This is a genomic window from Bradyrhizobium yuanmingense (assembly GCF_025200905.1).
Classification (GTDB): Bacteria; Pseudomonadota; Alphaproteobacteria; order Rhizobiales; family Xanthobacteraceae; genus Bradyrhizobium; species Bradyrhizobium yuanmingense.
Map to the genome: position 1 here is coordinate 7,279,544 of NZ_CP104173.1, position 25,348 is coordinate 7,304,891.

The window sequence follows — 25,348 nt, forward strand, 5'->3', positions numbered from 1 at the left end:
CCGGTCAAAGAAGGGGAGATCAGGTCGAGGCGATGCCGAGACGGCCGAGCGGCGGCGCTTCGCGGCCAGCGGCCTTCGCCGCGTCGCGCACCAGCCGCTCGAGCACGGCGAGATAGTCGAGGAAGCGGCGGCGGCCGGCCTTGGTGAGGCGGCAGGTGGTGTGCGGGCGATTGCCCTCGTAGCCCTTGGTCACCTCGACGAGGCCGGCCTCCTGCAGCACGGCAAGGTGCCGGCTGAGATTGCCGTCGGTGAGGCCGCAGAGCTGCTTGAGATCGCCGAACGCCAGCCCCTTGGGATGCGCCATCAGCGAGGTCAGAAGCCCGAGCCTCGCCTTCTCGTGGATCACGCGGTCGAGGCCTTCATAGGAGAAGGGCGCGCTGTCAGTCTTCGACATCGTTGTCTCCGGACGCGAAATGCAGAATCGCCGCCATCAGCGATTGGCCGATCAGGAAAGGTAGGCCCATGGTCCATGGCGACAGCGTGTGGGTTCGGCTCGCGAGCACCACGACCGCGAAGCCGGACACGAAATACCAGGCGCCGGCGAGCGCCACCGTGCGCGGCAGCGAGCGGACCGAGGCAAAGATGCCGAGCGACACCAGGATCTGCCACAGGCCCGGCAGCAGCCACAGCGTCTCGCTCGCGAACTTCCACATCACCACCGCGAGCAGAACGCCGGCAACGCCCGCCGGCAGGAACTGCTCGACCGCCTGGTGGATCATCGCGTCGGCGAGACCGGAATGATGGCGTCGCGACCGGGCGCGCATCTCGATGCCGATGATCAATCCAGACAGCGCGGCGGCGATGAACCAGCCGATGAAGAAAACGAGCGGCTCGCCGGTGGGATCATCCAAGAGCCAGAATTGCAGGACGGCGGTGATGAGCGCAACGGCGCCGGTCGCCGCCATCGTCGCCGGGCCGTAGCCGCGGAAAGCGGTGCCTGCCGCGATCTGGCTACGGATCGTCACGATATCGGCCAGCGCCTTGTCGAGATCGCGCATGGGCAACGCCAAAACCTCGTTCCACCCCGGCTTTCGCGGGACACCGGACCCGTTACTTTGTACTGCAAAGTATATGGCACTGCAAAGTAAATGCAAGCCCGAATTGTTGCGGTCAGCCGAACCGACTGGTGCGGACAACTGACGGTTGCGCCTCACCTGCCCTCGCGGATAAGATGGATGCGAGTGAGTTTGCCGGGGGGCTGGGGTATGTGGTTGAGGTCGTTGGTCGTTGCGTTCGTGTTGCAGGTGAGTGTGTTCGGGGCGAACGCGGCGGGGCCGTTCGGCACGGTCAATGTCGGCAACTGGGCCGGCGGCGCATTCAGCAATGACGAGACGGGTGCGTTCTCCCATTGCGCGGCGACCGCACCTTACGCCAACGGCGTGAGTCTCTTCGTCGCGCAGAATGCGGCCGGCTCCTGGCTGCTGAGCTTTGCCAGCCCCAGCTTTCGCTTCAACAAGGGCGATACCGCGCCCATCGACTTCATCTTCGACGGCCAGGAGCAGGCGAGGTTGTTTGCGACCGCCGGCACCACCAATATGGTGACGACCATGCTGCCCCCCAACGTCGCTCGCACCTTCCAGAAGGCAAGCCTGATGGTGATCACGACCAACGGGAGCAAGCCACTCCAATTTGTGCTGACGTCGACGGCCCCCCTTATCGCGGCGCTGGCGAACTGCGTCACGCGGGTGAAGGCAGACGGGCTCAGCAAGGCCGGCGATTTCACCAAGGGTGCGGCCAAGCCGGCGGCGACGGCGGAGAAGCAGACGGCAGCGCCGGCCGGCGGCAAACCCGCCCGAGCCAGGAGCGGCAGCGGCTTCGTCGTCAGCGCGAGCGGGCACGTCGTCACCAACCATCATGTGATCGACGGCTGCGTCGGCGACGTCAGGGGCAATCTCACCGGCGAAGCCGCAATGGTGCTGCGCGTCGTCTCGAGCGATGCCAACAACGACCTCGCCCTGTTGCAGGCGCCGTCGACGACGACCTTCAAGGATTTTGCCCGGATCCGCGACCGCTCGATCCGCTCCGGCGATTCCGTGATCGCGATCGGCTTTCCCTATCACGGCATCCTGACCTCGGACTTCAGCGTGACCACCGGCATCGTGAGCTCGCTCAGCGGCATGCGCAACGACTCGCGCTTCCTGCAGATCAGCGCACCTGTGCAGCCAGGCAATAGCGGCGGGCCGCTGTTCGACAACACGGGTCAGGTCGTGGGCGTGGTCACGGGCAAGATTCCAGCCTTGCGGATCGCGGTGGCGACCGGCAACATCCCTGAAAACATCAATTTCGCCATCAAGACCGGAGTGCTGCGCGATTTCCTCGACAATTCGATCGTGCCCTATCAGACCGCCGAGCCAAAGAGCGAGCTCAAGACCACCGACATCGCCACCAACGCCCGGCCTTACACGATGCTGATCTCGTGCAACGCGGCGGAGCAGGCGGAGGCGAAGCGGTAGCTATCGGGGCAAGGCACACCCTGCACCTCACCCGTAGCTGTCATTCCCCGCGAAGGCGGGGAATCCAGTATGCCGCGGCCTTTCGATTCATCACTGCCGTCTCGGAATACTGGATCGCCCGGTCAAGCCGGGCGATGACAGCTTTGATGTGCGTCGAGCGCTCCCCTCACCCGTGGCAGCACGCACCCTTCGCCGGCTGCGGCTCGTACTGGTCGCGCAGGCGGACCCAGTCCATCGGATAGGGCAGGCCTTCCTCGTGACGGCCGAGCGGGGTGAGATCGAGATATTGATAAGCGGCGTTCATCATGTCGAGGCCGCGGGCGAAGCAGGAATAGGTGTGGAAGATCGCGCCGGCCTCGTCGCGGAAGAACACGCTGATGCCGGGCAGCTCGGGGCCGTAGAACGGCGTGGTCCCGAAATTGTACATCGGCTTGCCGGTCGCGACCTCTTCCTGTGAGAACGTCACGCCGTAATCGCGGTTGAAGTCGTTGTGGCCTGACGAAACCCAGTCGAAGGTCCAGCCCATCCGTTTCTTGAAGGCTTCGAGCTTTGCGCTTGGCGCCAGCGAGACCGCAACCATGGCGGTGTCGCGCGCGGCCAAATGCGGCACCATGCGCTCGAACCCATCGGCCCAGAACGAACAGCTCTTGCAGGCCGCGTCCCAATCGGGTGCGAACATCACGTGCTGCACGATCAGCTGCGGCCGGTCCTTGAACAGATCGCCCAGGGACACAATGCCGTTCGCCCCTTCGAATTCGTACGCCTTGTCGACCTTGACCCAGGGGAGCCGGCGGCGCTCGTCGGCAAGCCGTTCGCGAGCCTGGGTCAATTCCTTCTCGTGGACCAGAAGGGCCTTGCGCGCGACGATCCATTGCTCGCGCGAAACGATCTGATGTTGCTGCATGGCGTTCTCCTTGGGGATCAGGCGACGAAAACATCGAGCTTGTCGAAAATCGAGCTCCAGCCGCGCTGGTGGTTGTCGCGCGCGGTCTCGTCGAAGAACTGGGCGTGATGGAAGATCATCAAGGTGCCGGCAGCGTCCGGCTTCAGCGAGATCGTCACCAGCGACTCACGCTCCGGCGTCGAGTGCCAGGCCCAGGTGAAGACCAGAAGCTCGTTCAGCACCACCTCGCGATAGCGGCCGCCGGCCTCGAAGTATTCGCCGTCGTCCCCCGTGAAGCTGATGCGAAACCGGCCGCCGACGCGGACGTCGAGCTCGGCTTGAAGCGTCGCCGGCTTCATGTTCGGCGGCCCGAACCATTGCGCTAGCTGCGCGGCTTGCGTCCAGGCGGCGTAGACCTTTTGCGGCGGCGCGCGGAGCCGGCGCGTGAGCGTGAGGCTTGGTCGTTCTGCCGGGCGTTCGGCGGTGTTGGCGGTTGCGTTGGCCATGTCTCTTCCTCCACGAAGGCGGCAAGGCGATCGAGATTGTGGGACCAGAACTGCGCATAACGATTGAGCCAGTTCATCGCCTGCTCCATCGGCTGCGCGGTCAGCCGGCAGGCGACCGTGCGCCCGGTCTTCTCGCGCACGATCAGCCCGGCATCGGTGAGCACGTCGAGATGCTTCATGATCGCCGGCAGCGATACCGCAAACGGGGCCGCCAGCTCGCTCACCGACAGGCCGTCCTGCTCGCCGAGGCGCGCCAGCAAGGCACGACGCGTCGGGTCTGACAGCGCCGCAAAGGTCCGGTCCAGCGTCTCGTCCTGATACTTAACCATATGGTTTAGTATAGACGCGAGCACGGCAACGTCAAGCCGGAAGGCGCAGGCGCGGATCCGCACGAGAGCGTGATCGGGTTGCTGGCAATGCAGCCAAGAAAAAAGCCCTGCCGAACGGCAGGGCCCTCTTCCTCATCATCACGAGATTTCTACTCGACCTTCAGGCCGGCGAAGTCGACGACCTTCTTCCACTTTTCGGTCTCGGCCTTGATCTCCTCGCCGAACGCCTCGGGCGTCTGCACCCGCGGCTCGCCGCCGAGCTCGACCAGGCGCTTGGCCATGTCAGGCTCCTTGAGCACCGCGTTGACCTCGGCGTTGAGCTTGGCGATGATTTCCTTCGGCGTGTTCTTCGGCGCGCCCATGCCGAACAACGCGCTCGCCTCATAGCCCTTGACGGTGTCGGCGATCGGCTGCACGTCGGGCAGCTGCGGCGAGCGTTCCGTGGTGGTGACGCCGATCGCGCGCAGGCTGCCGGAGCGGATGTGCTGAATGATCGAGGGCATGTTGTCGAAGATCACCTGCACCTGGCCGGCGAGCATGTCGGTGATCGCGGGCGCGGCGCCGCGATAGGGCACGTGCTGCATCTTGCAGCCGGTCATGGCCATGAACATCTCGCCGGACAGATGCACCGAGGTGCCGTTGCCGGACGAGGCCATGTTCACCTTGCCGGGATTGGCCTTCACATACTCGATGAACTCGGCGACGTTCTTGGCCGGCACATCCTTGTTCACGGTCATCACGTTCGGAACGCGCTGGAACGAGGCGACCGGCGCGATATCGTTCACGAAGTTGAACTTGAGATTCTTGTAGAGCGAGGCGTTGATGTAGTTGGCCGGGTTGACCAGCTGCAGCGTGTAGCCGTCGGGCTCGGCATTGATGACCGATTCGGTCGCGATGTTGTTCCCGGCGCCGGGCTTGTTCTCGACCACGAATTGCTGGCCGAGCTTTTCCGACAGGCGCTGGCCGATCAGCCGTGCCAGGATGTCCGTGGCGCCGCCCGGCGGATAGCCCACCACCCATTTCACCGGACGGGCCGGATAATCGGCGGCAAGGGCCTTCGACAGCGGGGTGGCTGCAAGCGGACTGGCGGCGAGCAGGCCCAGCGCGGTACGGCGAGTGATCATCTCAAGGGTTCTCCCAGTGTTGTTCTTGAAGTCGGATGGCTTGAAAGCCGCGTCGCTGCGGTTGTAACAAAGCTTGCCGCGTGCGGAAAGTGCGCGGGGCACATCACGACGAAAGGATGAGACATGCCGGTCAAGGTTCATGCCCTGGATCATCTCGTGATCAATGTCAGCGACGTCGCGGCAAGTGCTGCGTGGTACGGCAAGATTCTCGGCATGGAAGTCAAGGTGTTCGATCCCGGCGGCGGCAAAGCGCCGCGGACTTTCCTTGAATTCGGTAACCAGAGGATCAACGTCCGGCAACGCGATGCCGACAAGGTGGAGTGGTTCACCGCGAACCAACCGACGGCGGGCAGCGAAGATTTGTGCTTTCTCACCTCGGCCACGCCGGACGAGGTGGTGGCGCATTTGCGGGCACATGGCGTCGCGATCGAGGAAGGTCCGGGCCCGAGGCAAGGCGCCCGCGGCACGTTGCGCTCGGTCTATTGCCGGGACCCGGATGGCAGTTTGATCGAGATCTCGTCGTACGAGGATTGAGGCGCGCCCCCAGCCAAACCGTCATTGCGAGCGCAGCGAAGCAATCCAGAACCCCTCCGCGGAACCAGTCTGGATTGCTTCGTCGCGGGAGCTCCTCGCAATGACGCAGGAGAGAGCTCGGCCCTTCCCCGGATTTGCGTCCCGCGTCGTCCAATGGCAGGAAGACGCAATCATCAAAAGACAGCCGCCGGCAAGATGCGGCTGCACCGGGAGGAGCCATGCCAGTTCAACAGACCACAGCTGGAATCGTGGGCCCGTTCGACGGGCTCGACGTGCCCTGGCTGCTCAAGCTGCGCGCCGAGGTCCGGCGTGATCATCCGTTCCTGATCTGGGCGCCGTTCGACGCGCCGGCGCGGCGCTGGAGCTACGGCGAGTTTCACGAGCGCGTCGGCGCGCTCGCGGCCGGCCTCGCCAGGCGCGGCGTCAAGCCGGGCGAGTATGTGCTCATTCATCTCGACAATTGCATCGAGGCGATGCTGGCCTGGTTCGCCTGCGTCGAGCTCGGGGCCGTCGCCGTCACCACCAACACGCGCTCGGCGCCGGCCGAGATCGCGTATTTCGCCGATCATTGCGGCGCGGTCGCCGCGATCACGCAGCCGGCCTATGCGGAAGCCGTCGCGCAGAACTGCCGCAGCATACGCTGGCTCGCGGTGACCTCGCACGATGCGGGCGCGGCGCCCGCGCGGGGCGTCTCGCGGGGCGACAGCTTCGAATCGCTGTTCGCCGACAGTGCCGATCGTCCCCGGCGCGCGACCGATCCGCTGGCGGCATGCAGCGTGCAATACACCTCGGGCACGACGTCGCGGCCGAAGGCGGTGCTGTGGACCCATGCCAACGCGCTGTGGGGCGCCAAGATCAACGCCGCGCATGAGGACCTTCACGCCGGCGACGTGCACCAGGCGTACTTGCCGCTGTTCCACACCAATGCGCTGGCCTATTCCATGCTGGCGGCGCTGTGGGTCGGCGCCACTTGCGTGATCCAGCCGCGTTTCTCCGCCAGCCGGTTCTGGAGCGTCGCGCGCGAGCATGGCGCAACCTGGACCTCGACGATCCCGTTCTGCATGAAGGCGCTGCTCGAGCAGGATATCCCGAAAGACCACAAGTTCCGCCTGTGGGGCACCGCCATCAACGAGCCGCCGGCCTTTGCCGCCTTCGGCGTCAAGATGATCGGCTGGTGGGGCATGACCGAGACCATCACCCACGGCATCGTCGGCGAGGTGGATCAGCCCAACATCCCGATGTCGATCGGTCGCGCCGCGCCCGAATATCAGATCCGCATCACCGACGACGACGGACGGCCGACGGAGGTCGGCGACACCGGCAATCTCGCGATCAGAGGCATCCCCGGCCTGTCGCTGTTCGCCGAGTACCTGCACAACGAGAAGGCGACGCGCGAGAGTTTTGACGAGCACGGCTTCTTCCTCACCGGCGACCGCGTCGAGCGATTGGAGAACGGCTTCATCAAGTTCGGCGACCGCGCCAAGGACATGCTGAAGGTCGGCGGCGAGAACGTTGCGGCCTCCGAGATCGAGCAGGTGATCGCGCTCGTGCCGGGCGTGCGCGAGGCCGCGGTGGTGGCGAAGAAGCACCCGATGCTGGACGAGGTGCCGGTGGTCTTCATCATCCCGCAGGGCGGCGTCGCAGGCGCTGCGCCCGACTTGCATGATCGCGTGATGGAAGCCTGCCGCCGGAGTCTTGCCGACTTCAAGCTGCCGCGCGAGATCAGGCTCGTCGACGACATGCCGCGCTCGACGCTGGAGAAGGTGGCGAAGGCGGAGCTGCGGAAGCTGGTGGGGTGATCTCGTAGGGTGGGTTAGCCGAAGGCGTAACCCACCAACTTCGTTCGGCAATTGCGGAGGCATGGTGGGTTACGCCTGGCGCCTGCGCTTCGCGCAGCCGCGAGGCTAACCCACCCTACGACTACGGCATCCCGACTAGAACGACCCCAGCGCGACCGGACGGAACGCCTGCAGCAGCTGCTGGTCGAGCTTGCCGCCCATGCCTTCCATCATCGTGAAGGCGCGGGAGTGGGTGAAGGGCATGCGGTAGGCGCGCTTCTCCACCAAGGCGGCGTAGATGTCGACGATCGTCGTCAGGCGCACGATGTCGCTGATCTGGTTCGACGACAGGCCGTTCGGATAGCCGGAGCCGTCGAGGAATTCGTGGTGATGCAGCACCACGTCCAGCATCTCCGGCGGGAAGCCGCCTTGCGCGGCGAGCGCATCATAGCCGCGGCGCGGATGCTGGCGGACCTCAGCCATCTCCTCGTCGGTGAGCTTGCCGGGCTTGTCGAGCAGCCAGGCCGGAACGAAGGCCTTGCCGACGTCGTGCAGCAGCGCGGCGCGGGTCAGGCGGCGCTGGTCGTCCTCGCGCATGCCGAGATGCTGGGCGAAGGCGACGGCGAAGCCGGTGACGAACAGGCAATGGCGGTAGCTGCCGACATGGTGACAGCCGACCGTGGTGAGCCATTCCCGCAGCGAGGAATGCTTGATCGCCTTCAGGATCTTGCTTTCGGCGGCGATGACGTCATCGAAGGTCAGGGCCACGCCGAGCGGCAGCTTCTCGAACATCTTGGTCAGCACCGCATGGGCCGCCTCGACGCCGCGGTTGAGCGTCTTGCCGCGATCGGTCGCGTCATAGGCCGCGGTGTCCGGGAAGGCGGCGCGAATGCGCTGCAGGATGGCCTCGGCCTGGAGCGGCCGTGAGATGGTGTCGGTGGCTCCTAACGCCCAGGCCTGCATGGTGCCGTGATGCAGGGCGTCCGCGAGCACGAACAGCCGCGGCATCGAACGATAGGCATCGCCGCGCAGTTTGTTGCGCACCCGCTGCACGCTGTCGGGCGAGCGCAGATTGATGTCGACCACGAGCCCGGAGAGATCGCGCGACGGCTGGGCGGGGATTTCGTCCGTCTTCACCGTGGAGACGTCGCCGACCGCTTTCAGGATGCTGGCGAGCTCGCTGCTCCCGTCGCTCCGATCGGAGGCGAGCAGGAGCCGGCGTTTGGCGGCGGATTTGGCTGTGGCGTTCATGGCTTCCCCACAAGGACCGGAAACTCGGGCGTATTGGCCGATGAGCCTAAGCCGGATCAGGTTCTCTGGCCCTTAAGAGGCGTGCTCAATGGAACCTTGGGGAATTGCACGCAATTTTACGGATTGGGGTTCAGGGGGGAATTTCACAACCGGCGAAAACAACCCCATGCACAGTAGAACGGGCATTGATGGATAAGGGGAATTTTGGACGCTATCGCCCCGCCGTCCGTTGTCGTCGCCCGGCTCGACCGGGCGACCCAGTATGCTGAGACGGTCCGGCTGAAACCGAGAAGCCGCGGCGTACTGGATGCCCCGGTCGAGCCGGGGCATGACGGTGAGGGTGTGGAGGCGGCTCCAAAACAAATCCGCCGGAGGTTGCCCTCCGGCGGATCAGCTCATTTGGCAATCACGGCTCGACTTACGCCTTCATGCTCGCCTTCACGGCTTCCGCGGTGATCGGCAGGGCGCGGACGCGGGCGCCGCTGGCATTGAAGATGGCGTTGCCGATGGCCGGCGCGACCACGGTGACCGCGGGCTCGCCGACGCCGGTGGCCTTCTCGCCATTGGCGATCACGGCGATCGCGACCTCGGGCGTCTGGCTCATGCGCAAGGGCGTGTAGCCGTCGAAATTGGTCTGCTCGATGCCACCGTCCTTCAGCGTCGCCTTCTCGTACATCGCCAGCGACAGGCCCCACAGCGCCGCACCCTCGACCTGGGCGCGGACATTGTCGGGATGCACCTGCGTGCCGACGTCGGTTGCGACCGTGAGCTTCTTCACGGTCACCTCCCCCGACGGCGCGACGGCGACGTGAGCCACGCACGCCGTCCAGCTCGCGGTCGCCCGCTCCTGCGACGAGACGCAGGCGACGCCCATGCCCTCGCCTTTCGGCAATTGCTTGGTGCCGTAGCCGGACAGTCCCATCGCGGCGAGCAGCGTGTTGCGCAAGCGCTGCGCGCCGCCGTCGTTCTTGCCGGCGCCGTCGAGCAACGAGATGCGGAACTGGGCGGGATCCTTGCCCGTCGCCGCCGCGATCTCGTCGATCATGCTTTCGACCGCCCAAAAGGTCCAGCCCGGCGCCACCGAGCGAAGCTGGCCGGAGGGCGTGGCGTTGTGCGCGAGCTCGTTCTTGATCGCGCGCACATAATGGTTGGGCACGGTGTAGAAGAAGTCCGCCCCGTTCACCGTAAAGGAATCGAGCGGGCCCTTCTTGTCGACCGAGGGCGTCAGGAAATCGGGGATTCCCCAGCGCGCGGTCGGCCAGGCCGAGACCACGTCGTGGCTGATCGCAATGAGCTTGCCATCGCCGTCCACGCCGGCCTTCACCTTTTGATAGGTGAGCGGACGCGAGAAATCCATCGTCATGTCGTTCTCGCGCGAATAGATCACCTTCACCGGCTTGCCGACGGCCTTGGCCGCCTGCACCGCCGGAATCATCATGTCGGCATCGAGACGCCGGCCGAAGCCGCCGCCCAGCCACATCTGGTGCATGACCACGAATTTCGGATCGATCCCGGCAGCGCCCGCCGCGATCGCGCCGGAGCGCGTTGCGAACTGGTTGCCGGAATAGATGTGCAGGATGTCGCCCTTGAACTCCGCGGTGGCGTTCATCGGCTCCAGCGGCGCGTGGATGTTGATGCTGGTGGTGTATTCCGCCTCCACCACCTTGGCCGCCGAGCCGAAGGCTGCATTGGGATCGCCGTCCTTGACGAAGAACTGGCCGGAATCGTCCAGCTTCTGGAGCCGCTTGGCCTCGTCGAGCAGCGACTCGCTCGACACCTTCGCATTCGGTCCCGCGTCATAGGCGATCTTCAGCGCCTGCGCCGCTTTCTTGGCGTTGGCGTAGGTGCTGGCGACGGCGACGACCCAGCCCGATGTCGTGCCGGTCTTGTCGTCGAGCGTGACGGCCTTGATGAAGCCCGGCACCTTCTTTGCCGCGCTGTCGTCGACCGATTTCACGGTGGCGCCGAAGCGCACCGGCGGCGTGACCAGCGCGCCATAGGCCATGCCCGGCAACATCACGTCGATGCCGTACTTGGCCGTGCCGTTGGTCTTGGAGGGGATGTCGAGCTGCGGCACCGAGACGCCGATCATCGTATATTGATCGGGCGTTTTCAGCTTGATCGCCTTCAGCTCGTCGGGCGTGAAGGTCTTCGTCGCCTTGCCGCTTTTCACGACATCGGCGAACGACATCTGCTTCTTCGACTTCGGATGCACGATCATGGAATCGCGCACCACGAGCTCCGATGCCGGTACGCCCATGGCGGCGGCGGCACCTTCGGTCAATGCGATCCGCCCAGCCGCGCCGGCCCGGCTCATCGCTTCGAAGTTCATCATGGTTGACCAGCTGCCGCCGGTGATCTGCGCGCCGAGCACGGGATCGTTGAACTTGGGATCGTTGGAGGCGAGCTGCACGCGCATGTCGCCCCATTTCGCGCCCAATTCTTCGCAGACGATCTGCGCCATGGTGGAGGCGATGTGCTGGCCCATGTCCGCCTTGCCGCAGGTCACGGTGACCAGCCCGTCCGGCGCGATCGCGTACCACACGCTCGGCTCGAAACTGGCGGGCGCGGCGGCTGCCGATTCGATGCCGGGCACGCCGGCATAGCCGAGCACGAGGCCGGTCGCGGCGGTGCCGACGAGGAAGGAGCGGCGGCTGAGATCGGTCGTCTCAGGTGTCACGTTCTTCACATGCTCGTTCATGTGGGCCTCCGCTCGCTCGAGGTGGCCGAGGCGGTGCGCATCTCGGATGCGGCGCGCATGATCGCCTTCTGGATCCGCGAATAGGTCATACAGCGGCAGAGATTGCCGTCCATATGGGCGACCACTTCTTCCTTGGTTGGATTGGGATTCTTGGCGAGCAGCGAAGCCGCCTGCATGATCTGGCCGGACTGGCAATAGCCGCATTGCGGCACCTGCTCGGCGATCCAGGCCTTCTGCAAGGGATGATCGCCCTTGGCGGAGAGACCTTCGATGGTGGTGATCTTCTTGCCGGCGACGTCACTGAGCATAGTCTGGCACGAGCGCACGGCTTCACCGTTGACGTGCACGGTGCAGGCACCGCACAGCCCGGCACCGCAGCCGAACTTGGTGCCTGTCATCTGCAATTGTTCGCGGATCGCCCAGAGGAGCGGCGTGTCGTTCGCCGCATCCACGGACAGACTCCGCCCGTTGATGGTGAGAGTTGGCATAGGCGTCTTCCCCTGCCGGTGCATGAAGCCGCTTACGGCGGCAATTTGAATGGCGGACGCCCACCGGGCTGGCGTCAGCCTTGCCGGCGAGAATGATCGCGTTCCGGCGCGGAGGCAAATGCAATTTGGAACGAGTCGAAAAAGCGCTCGCCACACTCGCCCGTTGTGCGCCGCGCCAAGGGCGTCGACGCAGCCACTGAACACAACAGCGCATGCCTCCGGCATGCGTGCCATCGCATTCAGGCAGTTTCTTCGAGGTAACTTAGCGAGCTAAGGTGCAGCTGCCGCCGCTTTCTTCCTTCTCCCCTTGTGGGAGAAGGTGGCGCGAAGCGCCGGATGAGGGGTTGTATCCGCGCACTCGCATTGAGAGAGTCATGCGCGGATAGAGACCCCTCACCCGGCTTCGCTTTCAGCGAAGCCACCCTCTCCCACAAGGGGAGAGGGTGCGCCGATGTCGCGGCGAGAAAAAAAGAAAGGGCAGGAACAATGCCGGAGATCAATCGCGACGGCGTCAACATCTACTACGAGGTTCATGGCAACGGGCCGCCGCTGCTGCTCACCCACGGCTATTCCTCAACGTCGGCGATGTGGCATGGGCAAATCGACGCGCTGGCGAAGGACCACACGCTGATCCTGTGGGACATGCGCGGCCACGGCCAGTCCGATTACCCTGACGATGCGAGCGCGTATAGCGAAGCGCTGACGGTCGGTGACATGGCGGCAATCCTCGATGCGGTCGGCGCGAAGCGCGCCATCATCGGCGGGCTTTCGCTCGGCGGCTACATGTCGCTGGCGTTCTATCGCGCACATCCGGAGCGGGCCCGCGCGCTACTGATCATCGACACCGGCCCCGGCTTCAGGAAGGACGATGCGCGCGAAGCCTGGAACGCGCGAGCGCTTGCCACGGCCGACCGGCTCGACCGCGAAGGCCTCGATGTCTTGAAAGCGGCGACGCGCGAGCGCGCCACCGCGAACCATCGCAACGCCAGTGGGCTTGCGCTCGCCGCGCGCGGCATGCTGACCCAGCGCGATGCGCGCGTGATGGAACTGTTGCCCGACATCCGAGTGCCCAGCCTGATCGTGGTGGGCGCCGACGACACCCCGTTCCTCGCCGCGTCCGACTATATGGCGGCAAAGATCCCGGGCGCACAAAAGGCCGTGATCCCCGCGGCCGGACACGCCGTCAACATCGATCAGCCCGAGGCTTTTGTTGACGCGGTCGTGCCTTTCCTGAAGAACTTGCCGGCATAGGCGGATCGAGCAGGGACACAGGCGATGAAGCTGATGATGCTGGCTGCGGGCACGATGTTGCTGTCGCTATCTGCGCAGGCCGAGCCGATCGGCGCCGTGCCGCCGCGCCAGCCCTTCGCCGCGACCTTGTCGAACAACACGCCGCTCGCCTTCGGCATGGATGCCGAACAGACCGCACGCGCGCTCGGGCAGAAGCTGCAATATGTACGGGGACGTCCCGGCCACGAGATCTATCTCGCCTTGCGCAACATCGGCGGCAGCGGCCTGATCCCCTATCGCCATCGCCTGTTCCTGCAATTCCGCCACGGCCGGCTGGCCGGATGGAAGGAGGATTACGGCGAGAACTGGATGTGGGAGTGAGGTGTTACCCCTCATCCTGAGGAGCTTGCACAGCAAGCGTCTCGAAGGATGCAGGCCCGGCTGCTGCATCTCGGCCTTTCATCCTTCGAGACGCGCGCAGGTGCGCGCTCCTCAGGATGAGGGGAGAGAGCTGAATTTCGGATCGACAACCAAGAAGGACAACCCGCGTGGGACAGGACATCAAGCTGACAGCCTCGGACAATTTCCAGCTCGGCGCCTATCGCGCTGATCCCGCCGGCACGCCGAAGGGCGCGGTGGTGGTGATCCAGGAGATCTTTGGGGTCAATCACCACATCCGCTCGGTCTGCGACCGCCTCGCCGGGGAAGGCTATGTCGCGATCGCGCCGTCGATCTTCGACCGGACGGCGCCGAACTTCCAGTCGGGCTATTCGCCCGACGAGATCGCGGAGGCGCGCAAGTTCGTGGCCAATCCGGACTGGGCCGCGATGCTGCGCGACACGCAAGCTGCGATCGATGCGGTGAAGAGCATCGGGCCCGTCGGCATCATCGGCTTTTGCTTAGGCGGCAGCATCGCCTTCGTCGCGGCGACGCGATTGACCGGCCTGAAGGCTGCGATCGGCTATTACGGCGGCGCCGTCGTGCGCTTCGCCGACGAGACGCCGAAGGTGCCGACCCAGCTGCATTTCGGCGAGAAGGATGCCGGCATTCCGCTCGCCGATGTCGAGACCATCAAGTCGAAGCGGCCGGATGTGGAGGTCTTCATCTATCCAGGCGCCCAGCATGGTTTCCATTGCGACGAGCGCGCCAGCTACGACAAGGCCAGCGCAGACATCGCCTGGCCGCGCAGCATGGATTTTTTCGCGAAGCATTTGACGTAGTAGCGCGCGGCTCTTTCCACTGTCATTCCGGGGCGCGCGCAGCGCGAGCCCGGAATCCATCGTGCGTCAGCGTTCGTGGATGAATGGATTCCGGGCTCGCGACTTCGTCGCGCCCCGGAATGACGAAGGAGAGAGTCGGGCTTGAATCCTAGAACCAGCGCTCGCCGACGAACACGGTGTCGCCGGGCGCGAGCGGCGTGCCGAGCGGCACCACGGCGCGCATGGCGCCGCCGTTCTCGGTGTGCGTGACGGTGACCATGTCGCGCTTGGCGCGCGGCGAGAAGCCGCCGGCGATGGCGACCGCGCTCTCAACCGTCATGTTCGGCACGTAGGGATATTGGCCGGGCGCGAGGACCTCGCCGAGGATGAAGAACGGACGATAGGTCTCGATCTCGACCGCCACCGAAGGCTCGCGGATGTAGCCGTTGCGCAGGCGTGCGGCGATCTCGCCGGCCAGCCCCGCCGTGGTGCGGCCGCGGGCGGGCACCGCGCCGATCAGCGGCATGGTGATGGAGCCGCCGGCGTCGATCGCATAGCTGTTGGTGAGACCTTCCTGGCCGTAGACCACGACGCGGAGCTTGTCGCCGGCGTCGAGATGGTAGGAGGGGCCATTGCGCACCGGCACCGCCATCGGCGCGGCGTAGCCGACAGGCATCGGTGCGGGCGAAGCGGCAAAGGAATTGCTGAGCGCTGCGATCGCGCCACCGCCGTTGTTGGCGACGACGACCGGCCGCGGCGCATTATAGGGCTGGCCATAGGCCATGGCATCGAGATCGGGACGAGGCTGCACCATCGCGACGGGAGTTGCGGTCTGCATGCAGCCGCCCAAAGCGAGCGCGGCGGACGCTGCCAAGGACGCCAAGTTCGACCATCGAAACGCGCGTGCAACCGGCACCGGACCCATCCTCGAAACGAGACGGCTCCAGTGATGCACCGGTTATGGTTAATAAAGCGTTGAGTGGGGCTCCAACCCTCCCCTGGAGGGGGAGGGTAAGAGGCAGCGCTGTTACGCGGCGCCAGCTGCAGGCTCAATCCCGGGAATAGCCGATCAGCGGTTTCCGCGGGCGGAACAAGATCATCAGGAGGATGCCGAGAATGCCGAGGACGGCGAAGACCGGCTGCTCCAGCACCAGGCGGATCACCGAGGTCCAGAGCCAGGGCGCCTTGGCCTCGACCCAGGTGCGGAAGGCCGATTGGCTGGCCTGATTGATATCGTTCCAGAACTGGCCGAAGCGGGTGAATTTGAGGGTCTGGTCGGCCACCCAGCGGGCGCCGTCATAGACCATGAAGATGAACCCGCCGGCGAGCAGCAACAGCCCTATCAGTCGGAAAAAGCCGCGGATCATGCCTCACCTACGATGGCCGTCGAAGCGGACGACCTTTTCGGAACGATGCCAGCCAATAGCCGGGCGACGGCAGAAATTCAACCTCTTCAGGGCGTTACGGCACTCATCCAGGCCGCCAAAGGGGCGTTTCCGGCGCCCGAAAGCGTTGACGGTGCGAAAGACCCTCTCTATAAGGGCGCCAACTGGCGGTGGGCGCAATCCCGCCGCCGCTGTTCTTTGAGCAGTTGCAGGCACCCTGGGCTTCAGGACTCATCCGAGCTTGAAGACACCTTGGAGCCTCAGAGACAGCCGCAAGGCGGTCGCTCATGTTCCGGGAACGGCCCAGCAACCGAACACCCTAAATCCGAGCGTCGATTCCGCGGTCAAGCAAGCCGGCGCTACCCGACCAAGACGCGACCGGTACCCGCAAAGGACATTGAGACCATGGCCAATACCACTTCCGCCAAGAAAGCGACGCGCAAGATCGCCCGCCGCACTGCCGTCAACAAGTCGCGCCGCACCCAGATGCGTGGCGCTGTGCGCAACGTCGAGGAAGCCATCGAGAGCGGCGACCGCGCCGCTGCCGTGAAGGCGCTCGCGACGGCCGAGCCCGCCTTGATGCGCGCCGCCCAGCGCAACATCATTCACAAGAACAACGCCAGCCGCAAAGTCTCGCGCCTCACCGCGCAGATCGCCAAGCTCGCGAAGTAAATCTTGCCAAGTCATCTTGGCGACATCGTCTGATCGGTCGATCCGGTCAGCGCATCAAACAGCCCGGCCTCGCGCCGGGCTTTTTTGTTGACTGTCACATTCACGCAAGCAGTCACGCGAGGCTCACGCCTCGCTTGGATGATTTACATCGTCTGCGTCAGTCTTCATTCCGTAATTCTACCTGCCGATGTTCTGCAACAGAGGAAACTTCACTGCGTTGCAAAAAACCCCTGTGAGGCGGGCGCGAATTGAATCGATGGCCGATGAGAGTTCTGCACACCGTAGATTCACCGGAACGTGTGTCACGGTGGAGTTACCCTGCAAAACGAGTCTCGAAAAGCGATGGCTCGATAATCACTTATCAACATAGCAGGGACAAGCATTTGGAAAATTCGCCCGCACGTCGGGCGCATGACGAATTTATAAAAATAATTTGGCGCTGAACGAGAATTGTCACATGACGCGCGGCCTTCTCGATTCTGTGCACGGATTCAAAAACTTGCTTCGCAGCCTGTGAACAACTCCTGTGCGACGTTAACCGAGGTCAAGTTTTTTGACGGCTCAACTGTGAATCAATTTCGTTGCGAGTCTTTCCGCTTAGTGTATTCCTTAACCCAGTCAGCGGCGCCCACGATCTTCAGACCAGCGCGGTTTAGGAAACGGGGCGAGCGTGCAAATCGGCGGCGGTGTGCACGTAGGCGACGCTTCAAAAAGTGATGTCGGTGCAAAACCCACAGCAATGTGGGAATGGTAGCTCTTTGTCTGAATGTTTCCAAGCGGGACCTTTCCCGCTCGCGCCAGGCGCATCTACTCGCGCCAGGCTCATATGAGAGACATCGCGAAGCTACCCCGGCACGCAAGGTGGCGAAGTCGAGCGGACGACTAGTACATTTGGGCAGGCATCCGCGACAGGAGTACGGCGCGGTTGTCTTTAGGACACGCAGGACCTTGTCGTGAGCGATCACGGCAGGACGGGGAGGTATCATGTCTTACGGACTCAACGCGGTATTGCAGCACGTTTCCTTTTCCAACGATGCCGTTTCAGCCCCGTCGGATTTCCAGCCTCCCGCGCGTGACGGAGCGCCGAGTACGCGCTGACCTCGCGACCCCACCATCTCTGACATCGCTGATCTGACCCGCGGCGTTCGCGCCGAACGGTCGAGCCATGCCCGACGATGGACTCGCTCGAGGTCGCGCCACTTCAGGGACCGTGGCAGGAACCCTGCATGGCGCTCACAAACGCAACTATATCTCTCAAGAGAAGTTTTCTGACGATGACAATGGAACAGGATCGCTGGTCACGCGTGAAGGGTCGGCTGCGCTCGAGCGTTGGCGAGGACGTCTACACGAGCTGGTTTGCGCGCATGGATCTGGAAGGCGTGCAGGACGAGAGCGTGCGGCTCTCGGTGCCGACGCGATTCCTGAAGAGCTGGATTCAGGCCCATTATGCCGAGCGCGTGCTGTCGTGCTGGCAGGCCGAGATGCCGGAAGTGCATCGCATCGACCTCACGGTGCGGTCCGCCGTGCGCCCCTCGGCGCAGCCGAAGGAAGCGCCCGCGCCGGTCGAGGCGCGCCGCGCGCCGACGCCGGAATTGCGTTCGACCGCGACCGCGCCGGTCTCGGCCAATCACGACGCACTCGGCGGCTCGCCGCTCGATCCGCGCCTGACCTTCGCCAGCTTCGTCGTCGGCCGCTCCAACACGCTGGCTCATGCGGCCGCGCGCCAGGTCGCCGAAGGGCGTCGTGGCGACCCCGTGATGTTCAACCCGCTCTACATCCATGCCGGCGTCGGCCTCGGCAAGACGCATCTCTTGCAGGCCGTGACCTGGGCCGGCAATTCCGGCAACGAGCGCAAGGTGCTGTATCTCACGGCCGAAAAATTCATGTATGGCTTCGTCGCCGCGCTGAAGACGCAGACGGCGCTGGCCTTCAAGGAAGCGCTGCGCGGCATCGACGTGCTTGTCATCGACGACCTCCAGTTCCTGCAGGGCAAGTCGACGCAGGCCGAGTTCTGCCACACGCTGAACGCGCTGATCGACGCCGGCCGCCAGGTCGTGATCGCGGCCGACCGTCCGCCGTCCGATCTGGAAAGCCTCGACGATCGCGTCCGCTCGCGGCTCGCCGGCGGGCTCGTGGTCGAGATGGGATCGCTCGGCGAGGAGCTGCGCCACGGCATCCTGAAGTCGCGCGTCGCGGCCGCCCGCGCCCATCACGCCACGTTCGAGGTGCCCGAGGAGGTGCTGCATTATCTGGCGCGCACCATCACCCATAACGGCCGCGACCTCGAAGGCGCGATCAACCGGCTGCTGGCGCATTCCAAGCTCAACAACCGGCCGGTGACGCTGGAGATGGCCGAGCACGAGGTGCGCGACCTGGTGCGGCCGCAGGAGCCCAAGCGGATCAAGATCGAGGACATCCAGCGCGTGGTGGCACGGCAGTATAATGTCAGCCGCTCCGACCTCTTGTCCTCGCGCCGCACCGCCAACGTGGTGCGCCCGCGCCAGGTGGCGATGTATCTCGCCAAGACGCTGACGCTGCGCTCGCTGCCCGAGATCGGCCGCCGCTTCGGCGGGCGCGACCACACCACCGTGCTGCACGCGGTGCGCAAGATCGAGGCGCTGGTCTCCAAGGACACCGCGCTGTCGGAGGAAGTGGAATCGCTGAAGCGCCAGCTTCAGGAATAAAGGCCTAGGGCTCCCGCCCTGCTCCCGCCGCCCCGGCTTGCCTGGGCGGCGGTCTTCGTTTTGAGGCGGTAAATCGTGGGGAACTGGCCCCAATGCCTTGAATCTGCGGGCCATCCGCGCCACCTTGCGCGACCCAGACGGCTTTGGTCATATCGGCAGGAATGATCCGGCCGGTCGGGGTCTTCGATGCCGTGGCGCGCGTCCCGCCGCCCGGCCTTCTCAACGCTGTGTTTTCCTAAGGGATCGGGCGAGTAGTGCAATGAAGGTTACGGTCGAACGCGCACAACTGCTGAAGTCGCTGGGCCATGTCCACCGCGTGGTCGAGCGCCGCAACACGATCCCGATTCTCGGCAACGTGCTGGTGCGCGCCGAGAACGCGAAATTGTCGCTGAAGGCGACCGACCTCGACCTCGAAGTGACCGAGACGCTGCCGGCGGAAACCGCGACCGCGGGCTCCACCACCGTGCCGGCGCACATGTTCTACGACATCGTGCGCAAGCTGCCGGACGGCTCGCAGATCGTGCTGGAGGCCGACGGCGACCGCGCCGTGCTCGCCATCCGCGCCGGCCGCTCGCGCTTCACGCTGCAGACGCTGCCGGAGAACGATTTCCCGGATCTGGCCGCCGGCGACATGTCGCATTCGTTCTCGCTCGCCGCCAAGGACGTCAAGCGGCTGATCGACCGCACCCAGTTCGCGATCTCGACCGAGGAGACGCGCTATTACCTCAACGGCATCTATCTGCATGCCGCCGGCACGCCAAAGGCCGCCACCCTGCGCGGTGTCGCCACCGACGGTCACCGCCTCGCCCAGCTCGACCTGGTGCAGCCCAAGGGCGCCGAGGGCATGCCCGGCGTGATCGTGCCGCGCAAGACGGTCGGCGAGGTGCAGCGCCTGATCGAGGACACCGAGGCCGAGATGACGATCGAGCTGTCGCAGGCCAAGATCCGCTTCACCATCGGCAACGTCGTGCTGACCTCGAAGCTGATCGACGGCACCTTCCCCGATTACGGCCGCGTCATTCCGCAGAACAACGACAAGGAGCTCGTCGTCGACAAGAAGGATTTCGAGAACGCGGTCGACCGCGTCTCGACGATTTCGAGCGAGCGCGGCCGCGCGGTCAAATTGTCGCTGTCGGCGGGCAAGCTGGTGCTGTCGGTGACCAATCCGGATTCCGGCAGCGCGACCGAAGAGCTCGAGGTCGAATACGCCTCCGACGCGCTCGATATCGGCTTCAACTCCCGCTATCTGCTCGACATCGCCGCCCAGATCGAAGGCGACGTCGCCACGCTCCGCCTCGCCGACCCCGGCTCGCCGACCCTGGTGCAGGACCGCGACGACAAGAGCGCGCTGTACGTGCTGATGCCGATGCGGGTGTGAGACCTACCGGCATCCACACCTGTCACTACATCGTCATGGCCGGCGTAGCCGTCCGAAAGGACGGCGTCGCTTTGCTCCGCCTATGTCCCGGCCATCCACGTCTTCGGAGCCAAGAACGTGGATGCCCGGCACAAGGCCGGGCATGACGGAAAACGGATCTCATGACCCCCTCCCGCATTCATCGGCTGACGCTGACGCATTTTCGCAATTACCGGGCGGCGGGGCTCGAGACGGCGGCTGATCTGGTGGCGCTGGTCGGACCGAACGGGGCGGGCAAGACCAATTGCATCGAGGCGATCTCGTTCCTGTCGCCGGGCCGCGGCCTGCGCCGGGCGACGCTGGAGGATGTCGCCGACAACCAGGGCGACGGCTCCTGGGCGGTGTCGGCGCAGGTCGAGGGCGCGCTGGGGCTGGCGACGCTCGGCACCGGCATCGATGCGCCGCGCGCGGATACCACGGTCAGCCGGCGCTGCCGCATCGACCGCGAGCCGGTGGGCTCGGCCAGCGCCTTCGGCGATCATATCCGCATGGTGTGGCTGACGCCGGCCATGGACGGGCTGTTCATGGGCGCAGCGTCCGAACGGCGGCGCTTCTTCGACCGTCTCGTGCTCGCCATCGACAGCGAGCATTCCAGCCGCATCAACGCGCTCGAGCGCTCGTTGCGCTCGCGCAACCGCCTGCTGGAGACGCGCAATTACGACGACCATTGGTGCGACGCGATCGAGCGCGAGACGGCCGAGCTCGCCGTCGCGGTGGCGGCCACGCGCGGCCAGACCGCGGCAAGGCTCACCGGCATGCTCAACGCGCGCGCACAGGCATCCGCATTTCCGTCCGCTCAGATCGCGCTCGACGGCTGGATGGAGAACGCGCTGCTCGAGGAGACCGCGACGTCGGTCGAAGACCGCTACCGGCAGATCCTGCGCGACAACCGCCCGCGCGATGCGATCGCCGGCCGCACCACTGACGGCCCGCATCTCACCGACCTCCAGGTGATCTACGCGCCCAAGAGCATGCCGGCGCGCGATGCCTCCACCGGCGAGCAGAAGGCGCTGCTGATCGGCCTCGTGCTGGCGCATGCGAGCCTGGTCGCCGAGATGACCGGGATCGTGCCGCTGCTGCTGCTCGACGAGGTGGTTGCGCATCTCGATCCGAACCGCCGGGCGGCGCTGTTCGATGAGCTGAAGAAGCTCGGCGCGCAGGTGTGGCTGACCGGTGCGGATCCTGCCGCCTTCGCCGAGATCGGCGCGGGGGGCGAAGTGTTTGACGTCGAGAGCGGACGAGTCTCGGCCCGCAGCTAGGCCGCCGCATTGAACCCGCCTGTTCCAGATCGCGACTAGCTGCTTGAGGCCGCAAGAAGCGGCCATCGCGCAGCACTCGGACATGCGCGACATCCTTGGAGCATGAGCATGACGGCGGTGAGGCATGGGGCGCAAGCCCCGGCACGATGGCAGTTGTTTGCGTGCGGCTTCGCCCTGCTTGCGATGTGCATGCTCGCGGCCAGCGCTGGTGCCTCGCTGCCGCATCTGTTTCCGACGACGCTCACGCTGGATTCCGACGCCAAGCTGCCCGCACCGACCCGCTATACTTACAGAGGGATCCACACCACGCTGATGCAGGGCGTCGACGCGCCGCTCCGCGTCAGGCTGGAGGCCACCGTGCCCGCGGGGCTCAGCGACGTGCTCGCCTTCTACCGGACCGAGCTTCGCAAGCTCGGCTGGCAAGAGCAGCATGATGGCGCCGTGATCAACGCCGATCACGTCCGGCTCGCCTTCGTCTCGCCGCTGGGGCCGGCCGCGCTGATGCTCGATCGCAAGGATTCCGGCACCGCGGTTCATCTGGTGCAGAAGAACGCGGACACGGCGACGAAGGCGAACGTGCTGCCCGAGCCCGGCCAGGCGAAGCTCGTGTTCAGCAATATCGGCGACAAGGAAGCGGTCCTCACCATCAACGAGCGGACCATCCCGCGCCCGGCCGGCGCGAACGCCGTCGCGCTGGACCTCGCGCCGGGCGAATATTCGTACAGGCTGGGCGTCCCGGGCCAACCCGCCACCACGAACATCCTCACCGTCGCCGCCGGCGACACCTGGGAGCTCACGGTCGGGCGCGACGGTGACGCCTGGCCGCCGTTGCAGCTGTACTGAGCCTGTTGAACCTCTCCGGTTCCCGGCGCGACTTCTCGTCTGAGGCCGCGCCGACGGCGCCGCAGCCCGCCAATGCGCAAGGGCAAGACGACCCGCGCGACATCCAGGAGTTTTTTGACGATGCCGATGATCCGGCGCGGGGCGCAAGTCCCGGCACGATGGCTGCTGCTTGCCTGCGGCATTCTCGCGATAGTGATCCCCTCGCGTCCCGCCGGCGCGGCAGACGATGGCATCGTCGACGTCCATACGCTGCCGCGGCTCGACGGTGCGGTGGAGGACACTTCGCGTCCCGACACCTATCGCGTGATCTACACCGTGCCGACCCCGCTTGCCGCCACGTCGGACGCGACCAGGAAGCTGCTGAGCGCCGACGGCTGGGTGCCCTATGTGTATCCCCTGGATGAGAGAAGCGCAGCGTTGACCTTCAAGAAGGGACGGCAGGGGCTGCGCGTTTCCTTCACACAGGCGCGCGGGCGACCCGACCAGTCCGCCGTGTTCTACACGCCGAACCGGATCTATGCGAACGTGCCCTTTCCGGAAGGCGCGATCGATCTCGTGTTCGACGAGACCCGGCCCTATCTCAGCTGCATTGCGCCCGGCGCGCTCGATGCGACCGCAGCATTCTTTACCAAGGACATGGCGGCGATGGGGTGGCGCAAGCTTAACCCTGATACGGCATCGCGCTGGCCGAACGCCGATCTTGCCGGAGCCGTTCCGAACGGCGTTCGCGTCTTCTACGACCACCCCGATCGCGACGCGACGCACATCTACCAGAAGCCGGTGATGCTGACCCTGACGCGCCGCGACGATGGCCGCACCAATGTCGAGATCAGGGTGGCGCCGTTCGCGCTGCCGGAGGTGCTCGAGGCCGACGACGATATGGCCGGCCTGCCGCGGCCGAAGCCGACCAAATCTGCGCGGGGCCTCGGCAGCGCCAGCTCGAACAAGCGCGAGATCTCGGCCGCCGCGATCGCCGAGCTGCCCGCCGTGCTCGCCTTCTACCAGCGCGAGCTCACCGCGCGCGGCTGGCAGGAGGACGGCCGCGCGCCGCTCGCGCCCGGCGACGAGGTGGCGATCAAGATTTCCAACACTGATGAAACCGGTGTGCTGCGGCTCGGCCGCAAGTATGATTTCACCATGGTCAGCCTGACCGCGCAGGTGAAGGAATCCGCGCTCGCCGCTCGCGCCAAGGCGAAGAAGGAGGCCGACGCGAGGTTCCTGAGCGATGCCTTGGGTACGGCTCAGCAGCTCATTGCGGCCGATGATATCAGGCGCAAGACGCAGGCCGCCTCCCTGTCGGACGCCCCGCTCACCGCGCTCGCTGACAGCAAGACGCCGGTGCCGCTGCCCGAAAACGCCGAAGCCGTGAAGTTCGAAGGCGGCGACGGCCACCTGGAATTCTCCTCGGCGTCGAGCGTGAAGGCGCTCAGCAGCTTCTATCGGACCGCGCTGAAGAGCTCGGGCTGGAAGGAGCAGCCCTCCGTCATCAACCAGCCGAACATGGCGGTGATGGCGTTCTCGAAGGGCGGCAAGTCGATCTCGATGACGGTGATGCAGATGGGCCCGAAGGTGAATGTCCGCGCCGACGGATCGGGCCTGGTGACCGAAGCGGCCAAGGCTGCGGCCGGCGCGGAGGTGGAGGTTCAGGCCAAATCCGCCGAGCCGCTCAAGCCCGATCCTGAGTCCCCGCTGCCGGTGCCGACGCAGCGTTCGTCGAAATCGCTCGCCACCACCAAGATACCCGGAGGCGAAGCGCCGCTCCGCCGCGAGCTCGAGGCCCGCATCCCCGCTTCGCTCGACGAGGTCCTCGCCTTCTACCGGGCCGAGCTTGCAAAGCTGGGCTGGCAGGAGAAGACCGACGGCGCAGCCGCGTCCGCAGAACGCGCGCAGATCGACTTCACCTCGCCGCAAGGTCCCGCCGTGCTCAAGCTCGGCCGCGCCAAGGGCGAGACCACGGTCAGCCTGGCGCAGAAGAATGCCGATGCCGCGGCCAAGGCCGAGATCATGCCGAAGGCGGGACAAGCGCGGCTCATGCTCGGAAACATGGCAGCGAACGAGGTCGCGCTGACGATCAACAAGCAGACGGTGAAGATCGCAGCCGGCGTCGGCGGCCCGCAATCACCGAAAGGCCCGATGCTCGACTTGCCGCCCGGCAAATACGTATACGCGTTGCGCCTACCCGGCCGCCCTGCGCGTAGCGAGTCCCTGACCGTTGCCGCCGGCGAGGCCTGGGGCCTTCTGGTGGGCCCGAGCGGCGACGTGCTGCCGCTGCAGATGTATTGAGGCTGCACGCTTTCAGATTCGCGGTATCGTCATGGCCGGGCTTGTCCCGGCCATCCACGTCTTCCGCGACGCCAAGAACGTGGATGCCAGGACAAGGCCGGGCATGACGGCGATCGATGAATCAGTTCAGGTGCCCCAAAACCACTCTTCCTGGCCCCGCAAAATCCACGGCTTTTCGAGGCAAAAAACTGCCCTCGAATCGGGCTTTTTGCGGCGCCCAGAATCGGCCCTCCGGCGCCTTGAAAGCCGGCCGAAAAACCCTATCTGCTCAAAGGGTTGCCGGAGGATACTTTGCGCTAGGCGCAAGCGGTCTTTCATGGCACAAATAG

At 65.3% G+C, this 25,348-nt stretch carries 22 protein-coding genes and 1 pseudogene; 12 read left to right on the forward strand and 11 right to left on the reverse strand.

Annotated features, from left to right (window positions below):
• Nucleotides 1-19 precede the first annotated feature (19 nt).
• Complete coding sequence (locus N2605_RS33725; RefSeq protein WP_025033235.1) at nucleotides 20-394, reverse strand: transcriptional regulator; 375 nt, start codon at nucleotides 392-394, stop codon at nucleotides 20-22.
• Nucleotides 381-998 carry a hypothetical protein gene (locus N2605_RS33730; protein WP_036002509.1) on the reverse strand — a complete coding sequence of 206 codons (618 nt, stop codon included), beginning with the start codon at nucleotides 996-998 and terminating at the stop codon, nucleotides 381-383. Before N2605_RS33730 ends, N2605_RS33725 begins: the two co-directional genes overlap by 14 nt.
• Nucleotides 999-1,205: 207 nt before the next feature.
• Between N2605_RS33730 and N2605_RS33735 the strand changes: the two genes are divergently transcribed.
• Nucleotides 1,206-2,453 carry a S1C family serine protease gene (locus tag N2605_RS33735; RefSeq protein WP_260345091.1) on the forward strand — a complete coding sequence of 416 codons (1,248 nt, stop codon included), beginning with the start codon at nucleotides 1,206-1,208 and terminating at the stop codon, nucleotides 2,451-2,453.
• A 166-nt stretch (nucleotides 2,454-2,619) separates the two neighbouring features.
• Here the strand turns inward: N2605_RS33735 and N2605_RS33740 are convergent, their stop codons facing one another.
• The 4 genes and pseudogenes from N2605_RS33740 to N2605_RS33755 form a co-directional block, all read right to left on the reverse strand.
• Entirely contained in the window at nucleotides 2,620-3,357 is a 738-nt protein-coding gene (locus N2605_RS33740) for a DUF899 domain-containing protein (protein WP_260345092.1), read from the reverse strand.
• Between the two features lie 17 nt (nucleotides 3,358-3,374).
• Nucleotides 3,375-3,710, reverse strand: a pseudogene (locus tag N2605_RS33745) (SRPBCC family protein); the annotation flags it as partial.
• Between the two features lie 8 nt (nucleotides 3,711-3,718).
• Nucleotides 3,719-4,171: an ArsR/SmtB family transcription factor gene (locus tag N2605_RS33750; protein ID WP_036002521.1), complete on the reverse strand. Its 453-nt coding sequence runs from the start codon at nucleotides 4,169-4,171 to the stop codon at nucleotides 3,719-3,721.
• A gap of 149 nt (nucleotides 4,172-4,320) precedes the next feature.
• Nucleotides 4,321-5,295 (reverse strand): Bug family tripartite tricarboxylate transporter substrate binding protein, encoded by a 975-nt coding sequence (locus N2605_RS33755; protein WP_036002523.1) that lies wholly within the window; start codon nucleotides 5,293-5,295, stop codon nucleotides 4,321-4,323.
• Nucleotides 5,296-5,418: 123 nt separating this feature from the next.
• Between N2605_RS33755 and N2605_RS33760 the strand changes: the two genes are divergently transcribed.
• Both N2605_RS33760 and N2605_RS33765 read left to right on the forward strand, forming a co-directional pair.
• A complete protein-coding gene (locus N2605_RS33760) occupies nucleotides 5,419-5,829 on the forward strand; it encodes a VOC family protein (protein ID WP_225113275.1) in 411 nt (136 codons plus the stop codon).
• 218 nt (nucleotides 5,830-6,047) lie between these two features.
• Entirely contained in the window at nucleotides 6,048-7,628 is a 1,581-nt protein-coding gene (locus N2605_RS33765) for an AMP-binding protein (RefSeq protein ID WP_260345093.1), read from the forward strand.
• A 135-nt stretch (nucleotides 7,629-7,763) separates the two neighbouring features.
• Here N2605_RS33765 and N2605_RS33770 read toward each other — a convergent pair whose 3' ends face one another.
• The 3 genes from N2605_RS33770 to N2605_RS33780 form a co-directional block, all read right to left on the reverse strand.
• Nucleotides 7,764-8,858: an HD-GYP domain-containing protein gene (locus N2605_RS33770; protein WP_036002556.1), complete on the reverse strand. Its 1,095-nt coding sequence runs from the start codon at nucleotides 8,856-8,858 to the stop codon at nucleotides 7,764-7,766.
• 418 nt (nucleotides 8,859-9,276) lie between these two features.
• Nucleotides 9,277-11,559: a xanthine dehydrogenase family protein molybdopterin-binding subunit gene (locus tag N2605_RS33775; RefSeq protein ID WP_260345094.1), complete on the reverse strand. Its 2,283-nt coding sequence runs from the start codon at nucleotides 11,557-11,559 to the stop codon at nucleotides 9,277-9,279.
• Nucleotides 11,556-12,047: a (2Fe-2S)-binding protein gene (locus tag N2605_RS33780; RefSeq protein WP_025033225.1), complete on the reverse strand. Its 492-nt coding sequence runs from the start codon at nucleotides 12,045-12,047 to the stop codon at nucleotides 11,556-11,558. Before N2605_RS33780 ends, N2605_RS33775 begins: the two co-directional genes overlap by 4 nt.
• Nucleotides 12,048-12,533: 486 nt before the next feature.
• Here N2605_RS33780 and N2605_RS33785 point away from each other — a divergent pair, with 486 nt between their 5' ends.
• The 3 genes from N2605_RS33785 to N2605_RS33795 all read left to right on the forward strand — a co-directional run bounded on the left by N2605_RS33785 (nucleotide 12,534) and on the right by N2605_RS33795 (nucleotide 14,497).
• Nucleotides 12,534-13,298 carry an alpha/beta fold hydrolase gene (locus N2605_RS33785; protein WP_260345095.1) on the forward strand — a complete coding sequence of 255 codons (765 nt, stop codon included), beginning with the start codon at nucleotides 12,534-12,536 and terminating at the stop codon, nucleotides 13,296-13,298.
• Nucleotides 13,299-13,322: 24 nt separating this feature from the next.
• On the forward strand, nucleotides 13,323-13,658 hold the full coding sequence (locus tag N2605_RS33790) for a hypothetical protein (protein ID WP_260345096.1): 336 nt from the start codon (nucleotides 13,323-13,325) through the stop codon (nucleotides 13,656-13,658).
• Nucleotides 13,659-13,825: 167 nt separating this feature from the next.
• Nucleotides 13,826-14,497 carry a dienelactone hydrolase family protein gene (locus N2605_RS33795; protein ID WP_260345097.1) on the forward strand — a complete coding sequence of 224 codons (672 nt, stop codon included), beginning with the start codon at nucleotides 13,826-13,828 and terminating at the stop codon, nucleotides 14,495-14,497.
• A gap of 148 nt (nucleotides 14,498-14,645) precedes the next feature.
• Here the strand turns inward: N2605_RS33795 and N2605_RS33800 are convergent, their stop codons facing one another.
• Complete coding sequence (locus N2605_RS33800; RefSeq protein ID WP_036002627.1) at nucleotides 14,646-15,392, reverse strand: polysaccharide biosynthesis/export family protein; 747 nt, start codon at nucleotides 15,390-15,392, stop codon at nucleotides 14,646-14,648.
• A 133-nt stretch (nucleotides 15,393-15,525) separates the two neighbouring features.
• Nucleotides 15,526-15,843 carry a hypothetical protein gene (locus N2605_RS33805; protein WP_025033220.1) on the reverse strand — a complete coding sequence of 106 codons (318 nt, stop codon included), beginning with the start codon at nucleotides 15,841-15,843 and terminating at the stop codon, nucleotides 15,526-15,528.
• 423 nt (nucleotides 15,844-16,266) lie between these two features.
• On the opposite strand from N2605_RS33805, the gene rpsT reads away from it, so the two are divergent.
• The 6 genes from rpsT to N2605_RS33835 all read left to right on the forward strand — a co-directional run bounded on the left by rpsT (nucleotide 16,267) and on the right by N2605_RS33835 (nucleotide 25,019).
• Entirely contained in the window at nucleotides 16,267-16,533 is a 267-nt protein-coding gene (gene rpsT, locus N2605_RS33810; protein ID WP_036002606.1) for a 30S ribosomal protein S20, read from the forward strand.
• Nucleotides 16,534-17,807: 1,274 nt separating this feature from the next.
• The gene (gene dnaA / locus N2605_RS33815; protein ID WP_036002610.1) at nucleotides 17,808-19,217 is read left to right on the forward strand and encodes a chromosomal replication initiator protein DnaA; all 1,410 of its coding nucleotides are present in this window, start codon (nucleotides 17,808-17,810) and stop codon (nucleotides 19,215-19,217) included.
• A gap of 259 nt (nucleotides 19,218-19,476) precedes the next feature.
• Nucleotides 19,477-20,595, forward strand: a complete 1,119-nt coding sequence (gene dnaN, locus N2605_RS33820; RefSeq protein ID WP_036002613.1) for a DNA polymerase III subunit beta — start codon at nucleotides 19,477-19,479, stop codon at nucleotides 20,593-20,595.
• Between the two features lie 161 nt (nucleotides 20,596-20,756).
• Entirely contained in the window at nucleotides 20,757-21,893 is a 1,137-nt protein-coding gene (gene recF / locus N2605_RS33825; protein ID WP_036002616.1) for a DNA replication/repair protein RecF, read from the forward strand.
• A 108-nt stretch (nucleotides 21,894-22,001) separates the two neighbouring features.
• Nucleotides 22,002-22,736 (forward strand): hypothetical protein, encoded by a 735-nt coding sequence (locus tag N2605_RS33830; RefSeq protein WP_260345098.1) that lies wholly within the window; start codon nucleotides 22,002-22,004, stop codon nucleotides 22,734-22,736.
• Between the two features lie 120 nt (nucleotides 22,737-22,856).
• Nucleotides 22,857-25,019 (forward strand): hypothetical protein, encoded by a 2,163-nt coding sequence (locus N2605_RS33835; protein ID WP_260345099.1) that lies wholly within the window; start codon nucleotides 22,857-22,859, stop codon nucleotides 25,017-25,019.
• Nucleotides 25,020-25,348: the final 329 nt, after the last annotated feature.